The following is a 17,383-nucleotide window of genomic DNA, read 5'->3' as shown; positions in this document are numbered from 1 at the left end:
TCACACGAGTAACCAAGAGAGAAAATGACCGACGATCACCCTAGTACCGGCTCGCCGAAGAAAACCTGGCTCGACAAGCTCAGCCAACTCTTCCAGGGCGAGCCAAAAGACCGCAATGATCTGGTAGAAGTCATCGCCGATGCGGAAGAACGTGACCTCATCGATCAGGACACCAAGGACATGATCGAAGGCGTGCTCGAAATTGCCGAGCTGCGCGTGCGTGACATCATGATCCCCCGCTCCCAGATGGTGACCATCGAGAAGTCCCAGCCTGTGGACGACTTCCTGCCCGTCATCATCGAATCCGGCCACTCCCGCTTCCCGGTGATCAACGAAGACAAGGATCATGTGGAGGGCATCTTGCTCGCCAAGGATCTGCTGCCGTTCGGCTTTGGCGGCCATCACGCCAGCGAGCCGCTGCAGCTCGAGAAGATCCTGCGCCCCACTGTGATCGTGCCGGAGAGCAAGCGGGTCGATCGCCTGCTCAAGGAGTTCCGCGAAGAGCGCTACCACATGGCCATCGTGGTAGACGAGTTCGGCGGCGTCTCGGGTCTGGTGACCATCGAAGACATACTCGAACTGATCGTTGGCGAGATTGACGACGAGTTTGACGACATCGAGGATGAGCCGGAAGAGATCCGCCGCATCAGCAAGCGGGTCTTCTCCGTCAGCGCCCTGACCGAGATCGAGGATTTCAACGACTTCTTCGGCACCCAGTTCAGCGATGAAGAGGTAGATACGGTAGGCGGCCTGGTGATGCACGCCTTCAGCCACCTGCCCAAGAAGGGCGAGGAGATAGAGCTGGACGGCTACCTGTTCAAGGTGATGCATGCGGACCGTCGTCGCCTGCAGCAGCTGCAGGTGAAGATCCCGGAGAATCACGCGGCGGCCCAGCCGGAGTCCTGATCCCGCCCTCCCGCGCCATCAATCAACGCCCCTGCTTTCAGGGGCGTTTGTCATTCTGCCGCCCCTGCGCCTTCCCATTCCCCTGCTGCGCTCCCTTCGACATCCGGCTGGCCGGGAGGCTCGCCGTTGGCGCGGTTTGCGGTTAAGATGTCGGCCATTCCACATTCATTCAGCCCAATTCGAGCCCCGATCCCCCGTGAAATCGAAACTTCTGACAAGCCTGTTCGCCCTGGCCTCTGGCGCCATCGCCGTACTGGCCTTCTCCCCTTTCGGCTACTGGCCTCTGGTGATCCTCTCCCTGCTCGGTCTCTATGCCCTGCTGGACAAGGCCAACCCCAGGCAGGCGGCATGGCGCGGCTTCGGCTATGCCATGGGACTGTTCTTGCCGGGACAATGGTGGATCCATGTCAGCATGACGGAGTTTGGCGGCATCCCGCTGCCCGCTGCCTTCGTGCTGCTGGCCGGCCTCTGCGCCTATCTGTCGCTCTATCCGACCCTGGCCTGCTGGGTCTTCGCCCGCTTCTTTGGCGGTCGCCACTGGAGCCGCTGGCTGCTCGCCTTCCCGGCGCTATGGCTGATGGCCGACTGGCTGCGGGGCGCCGTCATGACCGGCTATCCCTGGCTCTGGTTTGGCTACACCCAGATTGACGGCCCCCTCAAGGGCTTCGCCCCCATCCTCGGGGTACAGGGCATCACGCTCGCCCTGCTGCTCACCACCTCCGCCCTCTGGCTCACCTGGCAAAGCCGCAAACCGGCCTGGCTGCTGCTGCCGGTCGTGCTGGTCGGCGCCGCCCAGGGGCTGATGCAGCTCAACTGGGTGACCCGGGGCGAACCGGTCAAGGTGGCCCTGGTGCAGGGCAATATCGCCCAATCCCTCAAATGGGATCCGGAGGCCCTGATCCCCACGGTGCGCACCTATCAGGATCTCAGCCGCGAGAATCAGGACGCCGACATCATCGTCTGGCCGGAATCGGCGATCCCGGCCATCGAGAAGGAGATGGGTACCTATCTGGAGAGCCTGGACAAGGCGATGAAGGTGAATGACACCGGCCTGCTGGCGGGGATCATTCATTACGATCTGAAGCAGCAGCGCTTCTTCAATACGGTGCTCGGCATGGGGGTGCAGGATCTGGACGGCAAGGAGTCCTATCACTATGAGCACAAGAATCGCTACTACAAGTACCACCTGCTGCCCATCGGCGAGTTCGTGCCCTTTGAAGATCTGCTGCGTCCCATCGCCCCCTTCTTCAACCTGCCCATGTCCTCCTTCAGCCGGGGTGACGAAGTGCAGCCGAACCTGATCGCCAAGGGGCTCAAGTTTGCCGCCGCCATCTGCTACGAAATCATCTTCCCGGACGAGGTGCGCCGCAACGTGCAGCCGGATACCGACTTCCTGCTGACCGTCTCCAACGACGCCTGGTTCGGCACCAGCATCGGTCCCTGGCAGCACATGGAGATCGCCCGGATGCGCGCCCTGGAACTGGCTCGCCCGCTGCTGCGCGACACCAACACCGGCATCACCATAGTCACCGAGATCGACGGCAGCATCATCGCCCAGATCCCGCAGTTCGAGGCTGGCGTGCTGCGCGCCGAGGTGCGTCCCGCCCACGGCCAGACCCCCTACCTGCGCTTTGGCAGCTGGCTCATGTATGCGCTGGCCGCCCTGCTGCTCGGCCTGGCGCTGGTATTGCGCCCCCGCGCCCACCCCTGGGCGCGCCAGCGTTGATCCAGCGTTGCTATCCGATAAACAAGAGAGGCGCCCAAGGGCGCCTCTCTTCTGTTCAGTCTGATACCCGCTCAGAACCTGTTCAGGCTCTGTAACGAGAGGTCGTCAGCAAGGTGAAGAGCAGCGCAGGAACCGGAGCGTATAGATATGCGTGAGCCATCGGTTTCACATAAGCGAGCAGCACATGAGCCTTGATCACTGCCTCGCAGCAAGAGCGTGGGCAGGTTCTCAGGGAGAGAGCGGCTCACGGTGATACTCATCGGCCCCGCACTCCGGACAGGTACCGAGCTGCTGCGGGTGCAGCACAGTCTGGCGCCACTCGCAGTGATCGCACACCAGCACCCCCAGCCCCACCCAGTCACCTGCCCGATAGACGCCCTTGTGTTCCAGCTCGTCCGCCAGCTCGCTCCACTCCACCTGGGCGCGGTCGGTCACGTCCGCCAGCCAGGACCACACTGTATCCTTCAATGCCAGCATAAAGGCGGACTCGGGCACCTCGGCACGACTCTCGTCATAGTTGCCGAGATCCCGCTTCACATATTCTGCGATCAGCGCCAGCTCGTCCTGGGTCAGATCGCCGGCCGCCTCCAGATAGGCCTGTACCTTGGCGATCATCCGGTTGAGGCGCTCTCCCTGAAACTCTTCCGTCTCTTCCCACTGCTTCTTGAGCTGGGCGATGAAGGCTTCATACCCTTGTCGACGTTTGTCCATGGCCATTACTCCTCTGCTGAACCCTGATCGTGCCCGGCCTGAGCCAGAGACTGAGCGGTGCTGGCGGTGGTTGCCGCCCTCTGTCACCCTTGCTGCTCCGCGAAACCTCGATGCTGCCCGGGTCGGGCCTGAGACTGGGCGGATGCTGGCGGTTGTTGCCGCCGCAGGATATGGGTATTCTATCAGGATTTCCCAGCCGTTTTATCTATTCATTTCACAGATCCGGATGTCACCAATGCAAGAGCAATACGTTCCCCAATCCATAGAACCAGCAGTGCAAAAGCACTGGGATGCCAAGAAAACCTTCAAGGCCGTGGAGAAAGTAGACAAGGAAAAGTTCTACTGCCTCTCCATGTTCCCTTATCCGTCTGGTCGTCTACACATGGGGCACGTGCGTAACTACACCATAGGTGATGTGATCTCCCGTTATCAACGGCTCAACGGCAAGAATGTGCTGCAACCGATCGGCTGGGACGCCTTCGGTCTGCCGGCGGAAAACGCCGCCATCAAGAACGCCACTGCGCCAGCACCCTGGACCTACGAAAATATCGAATACATGAAGAACCAGCTGAAGATGCTGGGTCTGGGCTATGACTGGGACAGAGAGCTTGCCACCTGCAAGCCTGACTACTATCGCTGGGAGCAGTGGTTCTTCACCAAGCTCTACGAGAAGGGTCTGGTCTACAAGAAGACCTCCTCCGTCAACTGGTGTCCGAACGACATGACGGTGCTGGCCAACGAGCAAGTGATCGACAACTGCTGCTGGCGCTGCGACACCCCGGTGGAGCAGAAAGAGATCCCCCAGTGGTTCATCAAGATCACTGACTACGCCGAAGAGCTGTTGAATGACATCGACAACCTCGAAGGCTGGCCGGAGATGGTCAAGACCATGCAGCGCAACTGGATTGGTCGCTCCGAAGGGGTCAACATCAGCTTCAATATCGAGGGTCAGGACGAGCAGCTGGAGGTCTACACCACCCGCCCGGACACCTTCATGGGTGTGACCTATGTGGGTATAGCCGCCGGTCACCCGCTGGCCACCCAGGCTGCCGCGACCAATCCCGAGCTGGCCGCCTTCATCGAGGAGTGCAAGCACACCAAGGTCGCCGAGGCTGACATGGCGACCATGGAGAAGAAGGGCATGGCCACCGACCTGTATGCCATTCACCCGCTGGATGGCCGCAAGGTGCCGGTCTGGGTCGCCAACTTCGTACTGATGAACTACGGTACCGGCGCCGTGATGGCGGTACCGGGTCACGACCAGCGTGACTTCGAATTCGCCACCAAATATGGCCTCGACATCAAGGCGGTGATCAAGCCGGCCGATGGCGAGGTGGACGTGAGCACGGCCGCCTACACCGAGAAGGGCGTACTGTTCAACTCCGGCGAGTTCGACGGTCTCGACTTCCAGGGCGCGTTTGATGCCATCGCCAACAAGCTGGAAGCCCTCGGCCACGGCAAGCGCACCGTCAATTTCCGTCTGCGTGACTGGGGCGTTTCCCGTCAACGTTACTGGGGTGCTCCCATCCCGATGCTGACCCTGGCTGATGGCACAGTCGTGCCGACGCCGGAAGATCAACTGCCGGTGCTGTTGCCCGAAGACGTGGTGATGGATGGCATCCAGAGCCCGATCAAGGCCGACGCCGAGTGGGCCAAAACCACTTACAACGGTCAGGAAGCGTTCCGCGAGACCGATACCTTCGACACCTTTATGGAGTCTTCCTGGTACTACGCCCGCTACTGCTCCCCGGACTACGACAAGGGGATGCTTGATCCGGCTGCTGCCAACCACTGGCTGCCGGTGGATCAGTACATCGGCGGCATAGAGCACGCCTGTATGCACCTGCTCTACGCCCGCTTCTTCCACAAGCTGCTGCGTGACGCTGGCCTGGTGAACAGCGACGAGCCGTTCAAGCGCCTGCTCTGCCAGGGCATGGTGCTGGCAGACGCCTTCTACTACAAGGACGAGAAAGGCGGCAACGTCTGGGTCAGCCCGACCGAGGTCAAGGTAGAGCGCGACGACAAGGGCCGCATCACCAAGGCCGTGGACAATGAGGGCCGTGAAGTCATCCACTCCGGCATGACCAAAATGTCCAAGTCCAAGAACAACGGCATCGATCCGCAGCTGATGGTAGAGCGTTACGGCGCCGATACCGTCCGCCTGTTCATGATGTTCGCCTCCCCGGCCGACATGACCCTGGAGTGGTCCGACTCCGGCGTTGAGGGCGCCCAGCGCTTCTTGCGTCGCCTGTGGCGCACCACCTTCGAGCATGTCTCCGGCGGCGCCGTTGCCGCGCTGGATCTGGCCGCTCTCACCAACGAGCAGAAAGCTGTGCGCCGTGAACTGCACAAAACCATCGCCAAGGTGAGCGATGACGTGGGTCGCCGTCAGACCTTCAACACCGCCATCGCCGCCATCATGGAGCTGATGAACAACCTGGCCAAGCTGGGCTCTGACGAGCAGGACCGCGCCCTGATGCAGGAAGCGCTGGAAGCCGTCGTCGTCATGCTCTACCCCATCACCCCGCACATCGGTTTCGAGCTGTGGAAGATGCTGGGCAAGGAAGGGGACATAGACGTGACCGGCTGGCCGGTGGCTGATGAAGCCGCCATGGTCGAGACCGAGAAGCTGGTGGTGGTGCAGATCAACGGCAAGATGCGCGGCAAGCTGACCGTCCCGGCCGAGATAAGCCAGGCCGATGTCGAGAAACTGGCCATGGCCGATGCCTCGGTGCAGAAGTTCACCGAAGGCCTGACAGTGCGCAAGGTCGTCTATATACCGGGCAAGCTGCTCAACATAGTCGCAAACTGAGGATGACCGCCCCCGCTCCTCCCCATGGGAAGGAGCGGGGGGTCTGAACGGACGTATGACGGCGGGCAAGCGCCCGCCGTTCTTCACTTGATGCAAAGAGGAATTCACATGGGCATGTCCCTCACTCGCTGGATTGCCATCATGCTGACGGGCCTGCTGCTGCAGGCCTGCGGTTTTCAGATGCGGGGAACCGCCATCCCCCCCGAGCTGATGACCATGAAGGTGGTCGGTGACAACAAGAGCGACTTTTATCGGCTGGTGACCACCCGCCTCAAGGCCTCCGGGGTGACCCTGGCAGACAAGGAGGGCATTCCGGTACTGGCCCTGTCCGGGGTACGCAGCAGCAGCCAGGTCGCCTCCGTTGACTCCATCGGCCAGGACCGCGAGTACCTGCTGGGTTACAGCACCCAGTTCACCGTCTCCATGCCGGGCAAGCCGACCCAGGTCTTCCCCATCACCTTCAACCGCAGCTTCCTGAACAAGCCGGATGCGGCGCTGGCCTCCTCCCGCGAGCAGGAACAGCTTGGCAAGGAGATGCAGGAGCAGGCCGCGAACCTGGTGATCCGCCAGCTGAGCCAGGTCAAGTTCTGATGCGAGCATCTTGATGAGAGTCTATCCCGAGCAGTTCGCAGATCATCTCAAGGCAGGGCTCAAGCCCTGCTATCTCGTTTTTGGTGACGAGCCGCTGCTCAAGCTCGAGGCCATCGACGCCGTGCGTCAGGTGGCCCGCAAGCAAGGTTTCGATGAACGCCACAGCTTCGTGGTGGAAGCCGGGCTGGACTGGAACCAGGTCTATGATGCCTGTCAGGCCATGAGTCTCTTCTCGGCCCGCCAGATCATCGAGCTGGAGCTGCCCGCCAAGGTCGACAAGGATCTCGCCGCCCGCATCACAGAGATCGGCAAGCAGCTTCATCCCGACCTGCTGCTGGTGCTCTCGGGGGGGCGTCTCAACCAGACCCAGATGAAGGCAGCCTGGTTCGACAAGCTGAGCCAGAGCGGCACCTATGTGCCGGTCAATCACCCCGAGCCCCGTTTCTTCCCGCGCTGGATGAGCGCGAGATTTCAACGCTTCGGCCTCAAGGCGTTGCCGGATGCAGTCAACTTCATGTGTCACGCCTTTGAGGGCAACCTGCTGGCCGCGAGCCAGGAGATAGAGAAGCTGACCCTGCTCGGCCCGCCCCAGCCCATCAGCGTCGCCTATCTGCAGGAGACCATCATACGCCACGCCCACTTCACGCCGTTCCAGCTCATCGACACCCTGCTGGAAGGAAAGGTGAACCGGGCCCAGCGTATCCTGCTGGCGCTGCGAGCCGAGGGCACCGAGCCCGGCATGCTGGCCTGGACCCTGTGCCGGGAGCTGGAGCAGCTCACCGAGCTGGCCCTGGCCGCCCGTGCCGGTCAGCCGCTGGTGGAACACTTCAGCCGGTTGCGCATCTGGCAGAGCCGCCAGCAGCTCATTCAGCAAGCCCTGACCCGGCTGCCCGTTGGCAAGATACAGCAGCTGTGGCAACTGATGGCCCGGCTGGATGACGCCCAGCGCCGGTTCGACACCGAGCAGGCCTGGCTGATGTTGCAGACCATCGCCCTGGGTTTTCGCGATGGCACGCCGCTGCCCCTGCTGGAGGGGGACCCATGCTGAGCGCCCCCATCGGACGCCAGGCCGGCCTCTTGGCTCCCCTCCGAGATCTGACAGGAAGAGCCTCATGCTGAAGGCCCCTATCGGCATCCTGGGCGGTACCTTCGATCCCATCCACATCGGTCACCTGAGGCCCGCCATCGAGGCGCGGGACGCTCTGGGCCTGGCCGAGGTGCGCCTGCTCCCGAACCATATTCCGCCCCATCGCGCCAATCCCTTCTGCTCCAGCGAGCAGCGGCTCGCCATGGTCGCGCTGGCGGCGGCGGAGAACCCGGGCTTCGTGGTGGATGAGCGGGAGCTGCAACGGGACAAGCCCTCCTGGACCATAGACACTCTCATCGAGCTCAAGCAGGAACTGCCGGATACCCCTGTCTGTTTCCTGATGGGGATGGATTCCCTGCTCGGCTTGCCGAGCTGGCATCGCTGGCAGGAGCTGCTCGAACATGCCCACCTGGTGGTGAGCAAGCGCCCGGGCTGGCAACCGGATTACCCTGCCGAGGTGGCCAGCCTGCTGGCCCGCCACCAGACCCGGGATGTGCAGGATCTTCATCGACACCGTCAGGGCCATGTCTGGATCGCCGACAACCTGCCCATAGAGTTGTCAGCCACCCGGCTGCGGGCCCTGCTGGCGGCGGGGCAGGACCCCAGGTACCTGTTGCCGGCCCCGGTCGCCGACCACATCCGGCGGCACCGACTCTATCAACCATCGCCAAGCCAGTGAGCGGTGCCACGCGGGTTTGTCAGCCGACATCCTGAGGCGCACCCGGCACAGGCTTGACTATTGTCCCGCCCGGTTGCGCACTATAGTGATCAACAGGGGCCTGCCTTGCCCATGGCGGCGACCCCGGATCCATTCCCCTTTGCCAGACTGGGAAACGGGAGTGACCATGATATAATCCGCCGCCCTCTGGCGCCGGAAGATAGGAGAAGACATTGCAAGGCCAAGAACTGCTCGCCTTTATCGTCGACAAGATCGATGACATGAAAGGCCGCGACATCATCACCCTGGATGTACGCGGCAAATCCAGCATCACGGACACCATGATCATCTGCTCCGGCAACTCCAATCGCCACGTCAGCGCCATCGCCCACAACCTGGCCAGTGAGGCCCGCCATGCGGGGCTCGACCTGCTCAGCGTGGAAGGTCAGCTCACCGGTGAATGGGTTCTGGTGGACATGGGTTCCGTCATCGTCCACGTGATGCAGGATGAATTTCGCGACTTCTACCAACTGGAAAAGCTCTGGGGCGGCGCCCAAGTACAGGTGCAATAAGGGTGCAAGCGTAAAGAACGATGAAGATCCAGTTGATTGCAGTGGGCACCAAGATGCCTGCCTGGGTAGAGCATGGCTTCGAAGAGTACCGTCGCCGTTTCCCGAAAGACATGCCGTTCGAACTCGTCGAGATAGGCGCGGGCAAACGCGGCAAGAATGCCGACATTCCCCGCATCCTGCAAAAGGAGGGGGAAGCCATGCTGGCCGCCGCCGGCCGCTCGCGCATCGTCACCCTGGACATTCCCGGCAAGCCCTGGACCACGGAGCAACTCGCCGTGTCGCTGGAAGCCTGGAAGCTCGATGGCCGGGATGTGGCGCTGCTGGTGGGCGGGCCTGAAGGCTTGTCCCCCGAGTGCAAGGCCGCCGCCGAGCAGAGCTGGTCCCTGTCACCCCTGACCCTGCCCCATCCGCTGGTGCGGGTGCTGGTGGCCGAGAGCCTCTATCGCGCCTGGAGCATCACCACCAATCATCCGTATCACAGAGAGTGATCCATGCAGAGCCCACGCATTCCGCTCACCCGCCCTGCCCCCGGAGCCTGAGCATGCATACCACCTCTCTCACCCGCACGTCAGCCATAAGGTAACGGCATGCTGAAGAATCGCATCGAAATGCGCGATCACAGTGCCGAGGGACGTCTGTTCTTCCGGCGCACCCTGGTCGCCTACATCGGCATGGTCGTCCTCATGCTGGTGCTGCTGGGTAATCTCTATTACCTGCAAGTAGAGTCTTACGAAACCTATCAGACCCGCTCCAACGACAACCGGATCCGGGTCGTGCCGGTGGCACCGCCACGGGGCCTCATCTATGACGCGAACGGCGTGCTGCTGGCGGAAAACCGCCCGGTCTACAGCCTGGAAATCGTACCGGAAGAGACCGAGGATCTGGAGAAGACAGCCGACGAGCTGATCACCCTGCTGGCCCTGCCGGAGGGGACCAAGGAGCGGTTCCTGGCCGAGGTGAAGCGCCAGCGCCGCTTCAAACCGGTGCCCCTGTTCGAGAAGCTGACCGAGTATCAGGTCGCCCTCTTCTCGGTCAACCAGCACAACTACCCGGGCGCCAGCATAGAGGCCTATCTCAAGCGCTACTATCCGTTTGGCGATACCCTGACTCATGCGCTGGGCTATGTGGCCAAGATCAACACCCGTGACGTGGAGCGCCTCGACAAGGAGGACAAGCTCGCCAACTATGCCGCCACCAAGGACATCGGCAAGCAGGGGGTGGAGAAGTTCTACGAGGATCAGCTGCACGGCGTGGCGGGCTACCAGGAGGTCGAGGTCAACAACCGCGGCCGGGTGGTGCGCACCCTCAAGTTCCAGCCGCCGGAGCCCGGCAAGGACATCTACCTCAACATCGACATCCGCCTGCAGCTTAAAGCACAGGAGCTGCTGGCCGGTCGTCGGGGCGCCATCGTCATGATGGATCCCAATACCGGCGCCATCCTGGCCATGGAGTCGAGCCCGAGCTACGACCCCAACCTGTTCGTGACCGGCATCTCCAGCACCAACTACTCGGCGCTGCTCAACGATCCGGCCCGCCCGCTGGTGAACCGCACCACCCAGGGCATCTATGCCCCCGCCTCCACCGTCAAGCCCATGATGGCGGTGATGGGGCTGAACGAGGGGGCCATCACCCCCAACTATCGCTACTTCGGTGGCCCCAGCTTCTCCATCCCGGGCACCACCAAGAAGTTTCGTGACTGGCGCCGCTGGGGTCATGGCTGGCTCGACGTCTATCGCGCCATCGAGGTATCGGCGGACACCTACTTCTACGATCTCGCCTACCGGGTCGGCATCGACAAGATCCACAGCTACATGACCAAGTTCGGTTTCGGTCAGTACAGTGGCGTCGACCTCTATGAAGAGACCAAGGGGGTCATGCCGTCCCGCGACTGGAAGATGGCACGCTGGCGCCAGCCCTGGTATCAGGGGGACACCATCTCCATCGGTATCGGCCAGGGCTACTGGAGCTCCACGCCCATCCAGCTCGCCAAGGCGATCAGCATCCTGACCCAGAACGGTCACGACGTGACGCCGCACCTGCTCAAGAGCACTGCCTCGGCGGATGGCGTGGTCAATGCCCCCATCAACCCGAACGTGGCCATCGCCGCCAAGAGCGACACCTACTGGCAGGTGGCCAAGGACGGCATGTGGCGCGTCATCAACGGTCACGAGGGCACCGGCCGCCGCGCCTTTGCCAATACCCCCTACAAGGCGGCGGGCAAATCCGGTACCGCACAGGTGGTGGGCCTGAAAGAGAACCAGGTCTACAACGCGGCTACCACCAAGGTGGAGCACCGCGACAACGCCCTGTTCGTCGCCTTCGCGCCGTTCGAGGCCCCCAAGGCCGTGGTCGCCCTGGTGCTGGAAAACGCCGGTGGCGGCAGTGCCATGGGGGCGCCGGTCGCCCGCCACATGCTGGATGCCTACCTGCTGCCGCCGGAGCCACAGCTGCCCCCCGCCCCCAGCAAGCCGTCCACCCCCAGCCCGGATCAGAGCGAGGCCGTTCCCAATGAGTAACTCCGCACGCCTGCAAGGCATCTTGCCTCCCCAGGCCATCCATGCAGCACGAGGGCTTCTCCCATCATGAGTAACTCCGCCCGCCAACAGAGCCTCTGGTACCGACTGCACATCGACCTGCCGTTGCTGCTCGGCCTGCTGGCGCTGATGACCCTCTCCATGGTGGTGCTCTACTCCGCCTCCGGTCAGGATATGGACTCCATCGTGCGCCAGCTGGTGCGCGGCGGCCTTGCCTTCGGCCTGATGATAGGCCTGGCCCAGCTGCCCCCCTCCCTCTATGCGCGCTGGTCCGTGCCCCTGTTCACCCTGGTGGTGCTGCTGCTCATCGCGGTGGACGTGTTCGGTCACATCGGCAAGGGGGCACAACGCTGGCTGGATCTCGGCTTCATGAAGTTCCAGCCCTCCGAGGTGATGAAGCTCTCCATGCCCATCATGGTGGCCGCCTGGCTCAGCCGGCACTCCCTGCCCCCCAAGTTCAGCCATGTGCTGATCGCGCTGGTGATGGTGCTGCTGCCTACCCTGCTGATCGCGGCCCAGCCCGACCTGGGCACCTCCATCCTGGTGGCGGCCTCCGGTTTCTTCGTGATCTTCCTGGCGGGGATCAGCTGGTGGCTCATTGGTCTGGCTGTGCTGCTCATCGCCGCCTTTATGCCGGTGCTCTGGTTCTTCCTGATGCACGACTACCAGCGCCAGCGGGTACTGATGCTGCTGGACCCGGAGAAAGATCCCCTCGGGCGCGGCTACCACATCATCCAGTCCAAGATAGCCATCGGCTCAGGCGGCGTGTTCGGCAAGGGGTGGCTGCAGGGCACCCAGTCCCAGCTGGAATTTTTGCCGGAGCGCCACACCGATTTCATCTTCGCGGTGTTCAGCGAGGAGTTCGGCCTGGTGGGCGTGGCCCTGCTGCTGGTGATCTACCTCTACATCATCAGCCGCTGCCTGTTCATCTCCATGCAGGCCCAGAACAGCTTCGAGCGCCTGCTCGGCGGCGCCCTGACCCTCACCTTCTTCGTCTATGTGTTCGTCAACATGGGCATGGTGAGCGGCATCCTTCCTGTGGTGGGGGTCCCCCTGCCCCTGGTGAGCTATGGCGGCACCTCCATGGTGACCCTGATGGCGGGCTTCGGCATCCTGATGTCCATCCAGACCCACAGAAGGCTGCTTGCCTGATGAGTCTGGGGTGGCGGGGGCTGGCCTGCTGGTTGCTGACGGCCGTGTCACTGACGGCCGGTGCGGCCCCCGAGCCACCGCAGCTGGAGCGGCTCGCCCTGCAGCACTCGGTGCCGCTTGCCGAGTTGCAGGCAGCCACCGCAAAGGCCCAACTGCGCCAGGAAGTGCTCGACACCATAACCCGCCCCTGGGAGGCCAAGCCCTGGCATCGCTACCGGCCGCTATTCGTCACCCCGGAGCGGATCAGGAACGGGGTCGGCTTCTGGCAACGCCACGCCGTCACCCTGACCAGGGCCGAGCAGCACTACCGGGTGCCCGCTTCCCTCATCGTCGCCATCATCGGCATAGAGACCTTCTACGGTCGCCAGATGGGTCGCCATTCCGTGCTCGACAGCCTCTACACCCTGGGGTTCCACTACCCCGCGCGCGAGGAGTTCTTCGCCAAGGAGTTCGCCCAGCTGGTGCTGCTTGCCCGGGAGGAGAAGTGGCCACTCACCCGCCTGAAGGGCTCCTACGCGGGCGCCATGGGCATGGGGCAGTTCATGCCCTCCAGTTACCGTCACTACGCCGTCGATTTTGACGGGGATGGCAAGCGGGATTTGTTTGCCAACCCGGCAGATGCCATCGGCAGCGTGGCCAACTACTTCGCCGAGCACCGCTGGCGCTGGGGGGAATCCGTCGTGGAGCCCGCCTTGATTGGATTGGCGCCTGTGGGTACCCTGCTGAGGCCAGAGCCCGAGCTCAAGCAGCAGTGGGCCGAGCTGGCCGCCGCCGGGATCGAGCTCGCCGCCCCGCTGGCACCGGACACGCCGGTCAAACTGCTGGCATTGGAACAGGCAGACGGGCCCGAATACTGGGTCGCGCGCCACAATTTTTATGTGATCACCCGCTATAACCGCAGCCCCCTCTATGCGATGGCGGTGCATCAACTCAGTCAAGCCATCCAGGACGCTTATGCATTACAGCCACAGACTTCTCCCCCTCAGCCTGACCTTGTTGCTGGCCGCCTGTAGCAGCCAGCCGGAGCCACAGCCGCTGCCGCCCGAACCCATCCCGCAGGAAAAACCCCAGGTGATCGAGATCCCGCAGGCGACCGGCGCCATCCCGCGCCCAGAGCCCCTGAGCGAGAGCGGCAACCGTGACTACTGGATCGGCAAGCAGAAATTCGAGGTGTGGCGCGACATCAAGCACTACAGCGAGGAGGGCACCGCCAGCTGGCTGTCTCAGGATCTCGATGGCAACAAGACCGCCAACGGCGACGTGCAGGACAGCACCCTGTTCAGCGCCGCCCACCGCAACCTGCCACTGCCGAGCTATGTGCGGGTCACCAACCTGGACAACGGGCTGGAGACCATAGTGCGAGTCAACGATCGCGGTCCCTTCGGCAGCGAACGCCTGATCGATCTCTCCCAGGCTGCAGCCACACAGCTGGAGATGGTCGATGGCGGCGAGGCCCGGGTGCGGCTGGAACTCATTACCGATCAGCCGGATCAGATGGTCGAGATGGTGCCCATGACGCCGATGCAACCCATGCAACCGGCAGCCCAGGAGGCCGCCTTCCTGGGTGAAGCCCAGCCAGCGGCTGCGACCGCAGTCGCCCCGGCCAAGGCTGCTCCCGCTGCGGCCGCCACGGCGACCACCACCCTCTCCACACCCAAGGCCGCAACCGGCCAGGGCAAGATGATCCAGGTGCTGGCCAGCGGCTCCCAGCCCAGAGCCGAGGCCATGGGCAAGGTGATGACCCAGCGCTATGGCGTGCCCTACCAGGTGGTGGCATACGGCGCCATTTTCCGGGTCTTGCTGGGACCGGTCGCCGCCGATCAACAGGCCAGTCTGCTGGAGCAGATCCGGCAGGGGGGGCTGGAACAGGCTTTCATCGTTCCCTGATGACAGGGTCGACAGAGTGAACCGTCACTTTCCCTCGGCGTCACGTCGTTTCCCGGCGTGACGTCGACAATCGATGGATAAAAAACCAGACCAGATGGCACGCCGGACTATGACCGACCGGCACATCTGGTATAGTGGAGCCCGCTTTTTTTCAACTTGGGTAATCCCCATCCAGGCACCAGGAATTTCAAGATGTCCAAATTTGCCCGTTCCGTTATTCTGGCCTCCCTGCTAAGCGCGACCGCCCAGGCCAACCAGCCGGTACCGACGCCGGATTCGGCTCTGCCGACTGCCCAGCCGGTCCCCACCCTGAACAGCGCCCCCATGGTGGTGCCTGCCGCGCCGGAGATCTCCGCCAAGGCCCATATTCTGATCGACTACTACTCCGGTCAGGTGCTCGCCGAGCAGAACGCCGAAGAGCGTCTGCCCCCCGCCAGCCTGACCAAGATGATGACCTCCTACATCATCGGCCAGGAGCTGCTGAAGGGGAACATCAAGCGCACCGACATGGTGACCATCAGCCAGAACGCCTGGTCCAAGAACTACTCCGACTCCTCCAAGATGTTCATCGAGGTGGGCAAACAGGTCTCGGTCGATGATCTCAACAAGGGCATCATCATCCAGTCCGGCAACGACGCCTGCGTCGCCATGGCCGAACACCTGGCGGGCAGCACCGACTCCTTCGCCAGCCTGATGAACTCCTGGGCCGCCAAGCTCGGCATGAACGACAGTCACTTCATGAACCCCCACGGTCTGGATGCGGAGGGTCACTACAGTACCGCCCATGACATGGCCCGTCTGGGTCAGGCGCTGATCCGCGACCTGCCGGAGGAGTACAAGATCTACTCCCAGAAGTCGTTCGTGTTCAACGGCATCACCCAGCACAACCGTAACCGCCTGCTGTGGGATCAGTCCCTGCAAGTGGATGGCATCAAGACCGGCCACGTCAGCCAGGTCGGCTACAACCTGGTCTCCTCCGCAACCAACAACGAGGGCATGCGCCTGATCGCCGTGGTGCTGGGCGCCAGCAGCGAAGGTTCCCGCGCCGCCGAGAGCAAGAAGCTGCTCACCTACGGTTTCCGCTTCTTCCAGAGCCTGACCCCCTACAAGGCGGGTACCGAGCTGGTCACCCAGAAGATCTGGATGGGCGACAAGTCCGAGGTGAAGCTGGGCGTCGATCAGGATGTCTCCGTGCTGGTCACCCGTGGTCAGGGCAACAACCTGAAGGCAGACTTCCAGCTCGAGAGCGAACTGAAGGCACCGCTGGCCAAGGGTCAACGTGTCGGTACCGTGTTCCTGAAGCAGGGTGACAAGGAGATCAAGCAGGTTCCGCTGGTCGCCCTGGAAGAGGTGCAGGAAGGTGGCCTGATGAGCCGTCTGTGGGATTACCTGGTGATGCTGGTATCCAGCTGGTTCAAATAAGCAAGGCCTATTATCATCACCAAACAGCGGCGCCAACAGGCGCCGCTGCTGTCTTTACCGTGCAATTGCAGTGAATAACCCTGCAATCTGCAGGTTCCGCCGACGCTCCATTTGTGGTAAAAAGCAGCATTCCCACGTCTTGTCGACCTGGCGGGCCTTGATCCCGTGCCGGGCAATGCCCATATAACGTGGAACCGTGCCCATGGTTGACGCGACTGGCGGCCCGAGCCCCTCGGCCAAACAAGATGCAAGATGACGTCGTTTGATGACGACACTAAAGGTGAGTGAGATGAATACCAAGTTTGATGAGCTGCTGGAGTTCCCCTGCAAGTTCCCGTTCAAGGTGCTTGGCGTGGCCGATCCCGCCCTGCCGGATCAAGTGGTTGAAGTGCTGCAGCAACACGCCCCAGGCACTTATAGCCCGACCGTTCAGCCCAGCACCAAGGGCAACTATCACTCGGTACGAGTGACGGTCACCGCCCAGAGCAAGGAGCACATCGAAGCCATGTACACCGCACTCGGCAAGATCGAGCTGGTTCGCTACGTCCTGTGAGTCGCCTCTCTCGCCCCGCCATCGGGGCGAGCGATTATTTGCCATTCTGTTTTGCCGACGCAAGCGCCGTCAGTGAGGAAAGATGTCATCACAGATCCCCGCCCAGCCACGGCTGTTAGTCAGACAGTTGGGCCGTCGCCCCTACCAGCCGGTGTGGGACGCCATGAAGGCCTTCACCGACAACCGCACCAGCGATACCCCGGACGAGTTCTGGGTGGTGGAGCACGACCCCGTCTACACCCAGGGCCAGGCTGGCAAGGCCGAGCATCTGCTCGCCCCCGGTGACATTCCGGTGGTGCAGAGCGATCGCGGCGGCCAGGTGACCTATCACGGTCCCGGCCAGCTGGTGCTCTACGTGCTGGTGGACGTGCGCCGCAGCAAGCTCTCTGTGCGCGAACTGGTGACCTGCCTGGAAACCGCCATCATCAATACCCTGGCGAAGAGCGGTATTGAGGCCTATGCCAAGGCCGATGCCCCCGGCGTCTACGTGAAGAACGATCTGGGCATGGAGGCCAAACTCGCCTCCCTGGGCCTGCGAATCCGCAAGGGCTGCTCCTTCCACGGGCTGGCGCTGAACGTCAACATGGACATGACCCCCTTCCTGCGCATCAATCCGTGTGGCTATGCGGGCATGGCCATGACCCAGACCAGCGCCCTGGGCGGCCCACAGAGCGTGGCCGAGGCGCAATCCATCCTGGTGATGGAGCTGGCCAGCCTGATTGGCTATGAGACGATCACGAATACCGAAGAGGCAGCATGAACAAGCCCATGC

At 62.6% G+C, this 17,383-nt stretch carries 16 protein-coding genes; 15 read left to right on the top strand and 1 reads right to left on the bottom strand.

All coding sequences use genetic code 11. From position 1 onward, the window contains the following. The first annotated feature begins 24 nt into the window (after positions 1 to 24). Both corC and lnt read left to right on the top strand, forming a co-directional pair. The gene (gene corC, locus PG898_RS12350) at positions 25 to 906 is read left to right on the top strand and encodes a CNNM family magnesium/cobalt transport protein CorC (RefSeq protein ID WP_005329827.1); all 882 of its coding nucleotides are present in this window, start codon (positions 25 to 27) and stop codon (positions 904 to 906) included. 196 nt (positions 907 to 1,102) lie between these two features. Next, positions 1,103 to 2,632 (top strand): apolipoprotein N-acyltransferase, encoded by a 1,530-nt coding sequence (gene lnt / locus PG898_RS12345; protein WP_270824244.1) that lies wholly within the window; start codon positions 1,103 to 1,105, stop codon positions 2,630 to 2,632. A 228-nt stretch (positions 2,633 to 2,860) separates the two neighbouring features. Here the strand turns inward: lnt and PG898_RS12340 are convergent, their stop codons facing one another. Continuing rightward, entirely contained in the window at positions 2,861 to 3,343 is a 483-nt protein-coding gene (locus tag PG898_RS12340) for a zinc ribbon-containing protein (RefSeq protein ID WP_042649638.1), read from the bottom strand. Between the two features lie 235 nt (positions 3,344 to 3,578). Between PG898_RS12340 and leuS the strand changes: the two genes are divergently transcribed. From leuS to lipB, 13 genes are all read left to right on the top strand, one after another. Next, complete coding sequence (gene leuS / locus PG898_RS12335) at positions 3,579 to 6,155, top strand: leucine--tRNA ligase (RefSeq protein WP_270824245.1); 2,577 nt, start codon at positions 3,579 to 3,581, stop codon at positions 6,153 to 6,155. Between the two features lie 108 nt (positions 6,156 to 6,263). Further along, positions 6,264 to 6,746, top strand: a complete 483-nt coding sequence (locus tag PG898_RS12330) for an LPS-assembly lipoprotein LptE (protein WP_226171825.1) — start codon at positions 6,264 to 6,266, stop codon at positions 6,744 to 6,746. 13 nt (positions 6,747 to 6,759) lie between these two features. After that, positions 6,760 to 7,794: a DNA polymerase III subunit delta gene (holA, locus tag PG898_RS12325; protein WP_270824246.1), complete on the top strand. Its 1,035-nt coding sequence runs from the start codon at positions 6,760 to 6,762 to the stop codon at positions 7,792 to 7,794. Positions 7,795 to 7,858: 64 nt separating this feature from the next. Next, the gene (gene nadD / locus PG898_RS12320) at positions 7,859 to 8,512 is read left to right on the top strand and encodes a nicotinate-nucleotide adenylyltransferase (RefSeq protein WP_270824247.1); all 654 of its coding nucleotides are present in this window, start codon (positions 7,859 to 7,861) and stop codon (positions 8,510 to 8,512) included. 212 nt (positions 8,513 to 8,724) lie between these two features. Continuing rightward, positions 8,725 to 9,063 carry a ribosome silencing factor gene (gene rsfS / locus PG898_RS12315; RefSeq protein WP_270824248.1) on the top strand — a complete coding sequence of 113 codons (339 nt, stop codon included), beginning with the start codon at positions 8,725 to 8,727 and terminating at the stop codon, positions 9,061 to 9,063. Between the two features lie 20 nt (positions 9,064 to 9,083). After that, positions 9,084 to 9,551, top strand: coding sequence for a 23S rRNA (pseudouridine(1915)-N(3))-methyltransferase RlmH (rlmH, locus tag PG898_RS12310; protein ID WP_005329815.1), 468 nt, complete (start codon positions 9,084 to 9,086; stop codon positions 9,549 to 9,551). A 99-nt stretch (positions 9,552 to 9,650) separates the two neighbouring features. After that, complete coding sequence (gene mrdA / locus PG898_RS12305; RefSeq protein WP_182788054.1) at positions 9,651 to 11,579, top strand: penicillin-binding protein 2; 1,929 nt, start codon at positions 9,651 to 9,653, stop codon at positions 11,577 to 11,579. A gap of 66 nt (positions 11,580 to 11,645) precedes the next feature. Further along, positions 11,646 to 12,749: a rod shape-determining protein RodA gene (gene rodA / locus PG898_RS12300; protein ID WP_005329812.1), complete on the top strand. Its 1,104-nt coding sequence runs from the start codon at positions 11,646 to 11,648 to the stop codon at positions 12,747 to 12,749. Further along, the gene (gene mltB / locus PG898_RS12295) at positions 12,749 to 13,762 is read left to right on the top strand and encodes a lytic murein transglycosylase B (RefSeq protein ID WP_270824249.1); all 1,014 of its coding nucleotides are present in this window, start codon (positions 12,749 to 12,751) and stop codon (positions 13,760 to 13,762) included. Before rodA ends, mltB begins: the two co-directional genes overlap by 1 nt. Beyond that, positions 13,704 to 14,636: a septal ring lytic transglycosylase RlpA family protein gene (locus PG898_RS12290; protein ID WP_270824250.1), complete on the top strand. Its 933-nt coding sequence runs from the start codon at positions 13,704 to 13,706 to the stop codon at positions 14,634 to 14,636. Before mltB ends, PG898_RS12290 begins: the two co-directional genes overlap by 59 nt. A 192-nt stretch (positions 14,637 to 14,828) precedes the next feature. Then, the gene (locus PG898_RS12285) at positions 14,829 to 16,058 is read left to right on the top strand and encodes a D-alanyl-D-alanine carboxypeptidase family protein (RefSeq protein ID WP_042649625.1); all 1,230 of its coding nucleotides are present in this window, start codon (positions 14,829 to 14,831) and stop codon (positions 16,056 to 16,058) included. Between the two features lie 289 nt (positions 16,059 to 16,347). Next, positions 16,348 to 16,611, top strand: coding sequence for a DUF493 family protein YbeD (gene ybeD, locus PG898_RS12280; RefSeq protein ID WP_005329804.1), 264 nt, complete (start codon positions 16,348 to 16,350; stop codon positions 16,609 to 16,611). Between the two features lie 82 nt (positions 16,612 to 16,693). Beyond that, the gene (gene lipB, locus PG898_RS12275; RefSeq protein ID WP_043129089.1) at positions 16,694 to 17,371 is read left to right on the top strand and encodes a lipoyl(octanoyl) transferase LipB; all 678 of its coding nucleotides are present in this window, start codon (positions 16,694 to 16,696) and stop codon (positions 17,369 to 17,371) included. Positions 17,372 to 17,383: the final 12 nt, after the last annotated feature.

Source organism: Aeromonas sp. QDB31, from assembly GCF_027707605.1.
GTDB classification, from domain to species: Bacteria; Pseudomonadota; Gammaproteobacteria; order Enterobacterales; family Aeromonadaceae; genus Aeromonas; species Aeromonas media.
The sequence above is the reverse complement of the archived record's forward strand: the minus strand, read 5'-3'. Positions and strand labels throughout refer to the sequence as shown.

Coding starts and splice junctions, on each gene's coding strand:
- nadD (WP_270824247.1), top strand. CDS start 7,859: ATGCTGAAGGCCCCTATCGGCATCCTGGGCGGTACCTTCGATCCCATC.
- mrdA (WP_182788054.1), top strand. CDS start 9,651: ATGCTGAAGAATCGCATCGAAATGCGCGATCACAGTGCCGAGGGACGT.
- holA (WP_270824246.1), top strand. CDS start 6,760: ATGAGAGTCTATCCCGAGCAGTTCGCAGATCATCTCAAGGCAGGGCTC.
- mltB (WP_270824249.1), top strand. CDS start 12,749: ATGAGTCTGGGGTGGCGGGGGCTGGCCTGCTGGTTGCTGACGGCCGTG.
- rodA (WP_005329812.1), top strand. CDS start 11,646: ATGAGTAACTCCGCCCGCCAACAGAGCCTCTGGTACCGACTGCACATC.
- PG898_RS12290 (WP_270824250.1), top strand. CDS start 13,704: ATGCATTACAGCCACAGACTTCTCCCCCTCAGCCTGACCTTGTTGCTG.
- PG898_RS12285 (WP_042649625.1), top strand. CDS start 14,829: ATGTCCAAATTTGCCCGTTCCGTTATTCTGGCCTCCCTGCTAAGCGCG.
- corC (WP_005329827.1), top strand. CDS start 25: ATGACCGACGATCACCCTAGTACCGGCTCGCCGAAGAAAACCTGGCTC.
- leuS (WP_270824245.1), top strand. CDS start 3,579: ATGCAAGAGCAATACGTTCCCCAATCCATAGAACCAGCAGTGCAAAAG.
- PG898_RS12340 (WP_042649638.1), bottom strand. CDS start 3,343: ATGGACAAACGTCGACAAGGGTATGAAGCCTTCATCGCCCAGCTCAAG.
- ybeD (WP_005329804.1), top strand. CDS start 16,348: ATGAATACCAAGTTTGATGAGCTGCTGGAGTTCCCCTGCAAGTTCCCG.
- rlmH (WP_005329815.1), top strand. CDS start 9,084: ATGAAGATCCAGTTGATTGCAGTGGGCACCAAGATGCCTGCCTGGGTA.
- PG898_RS12330 (WP_226171825.1), top strand. CDS start 6,264: ATGGGCATGTCCCTCACTCGCTGGATTGCCATCATGCTGACGGGCCTG.
- lipB (WP_043129089.1), top strand. CDS start 16,694: ATGTCATCACAGATCCCCGCCCAGCCACGGCTGTTAGTCAGACAGTTG.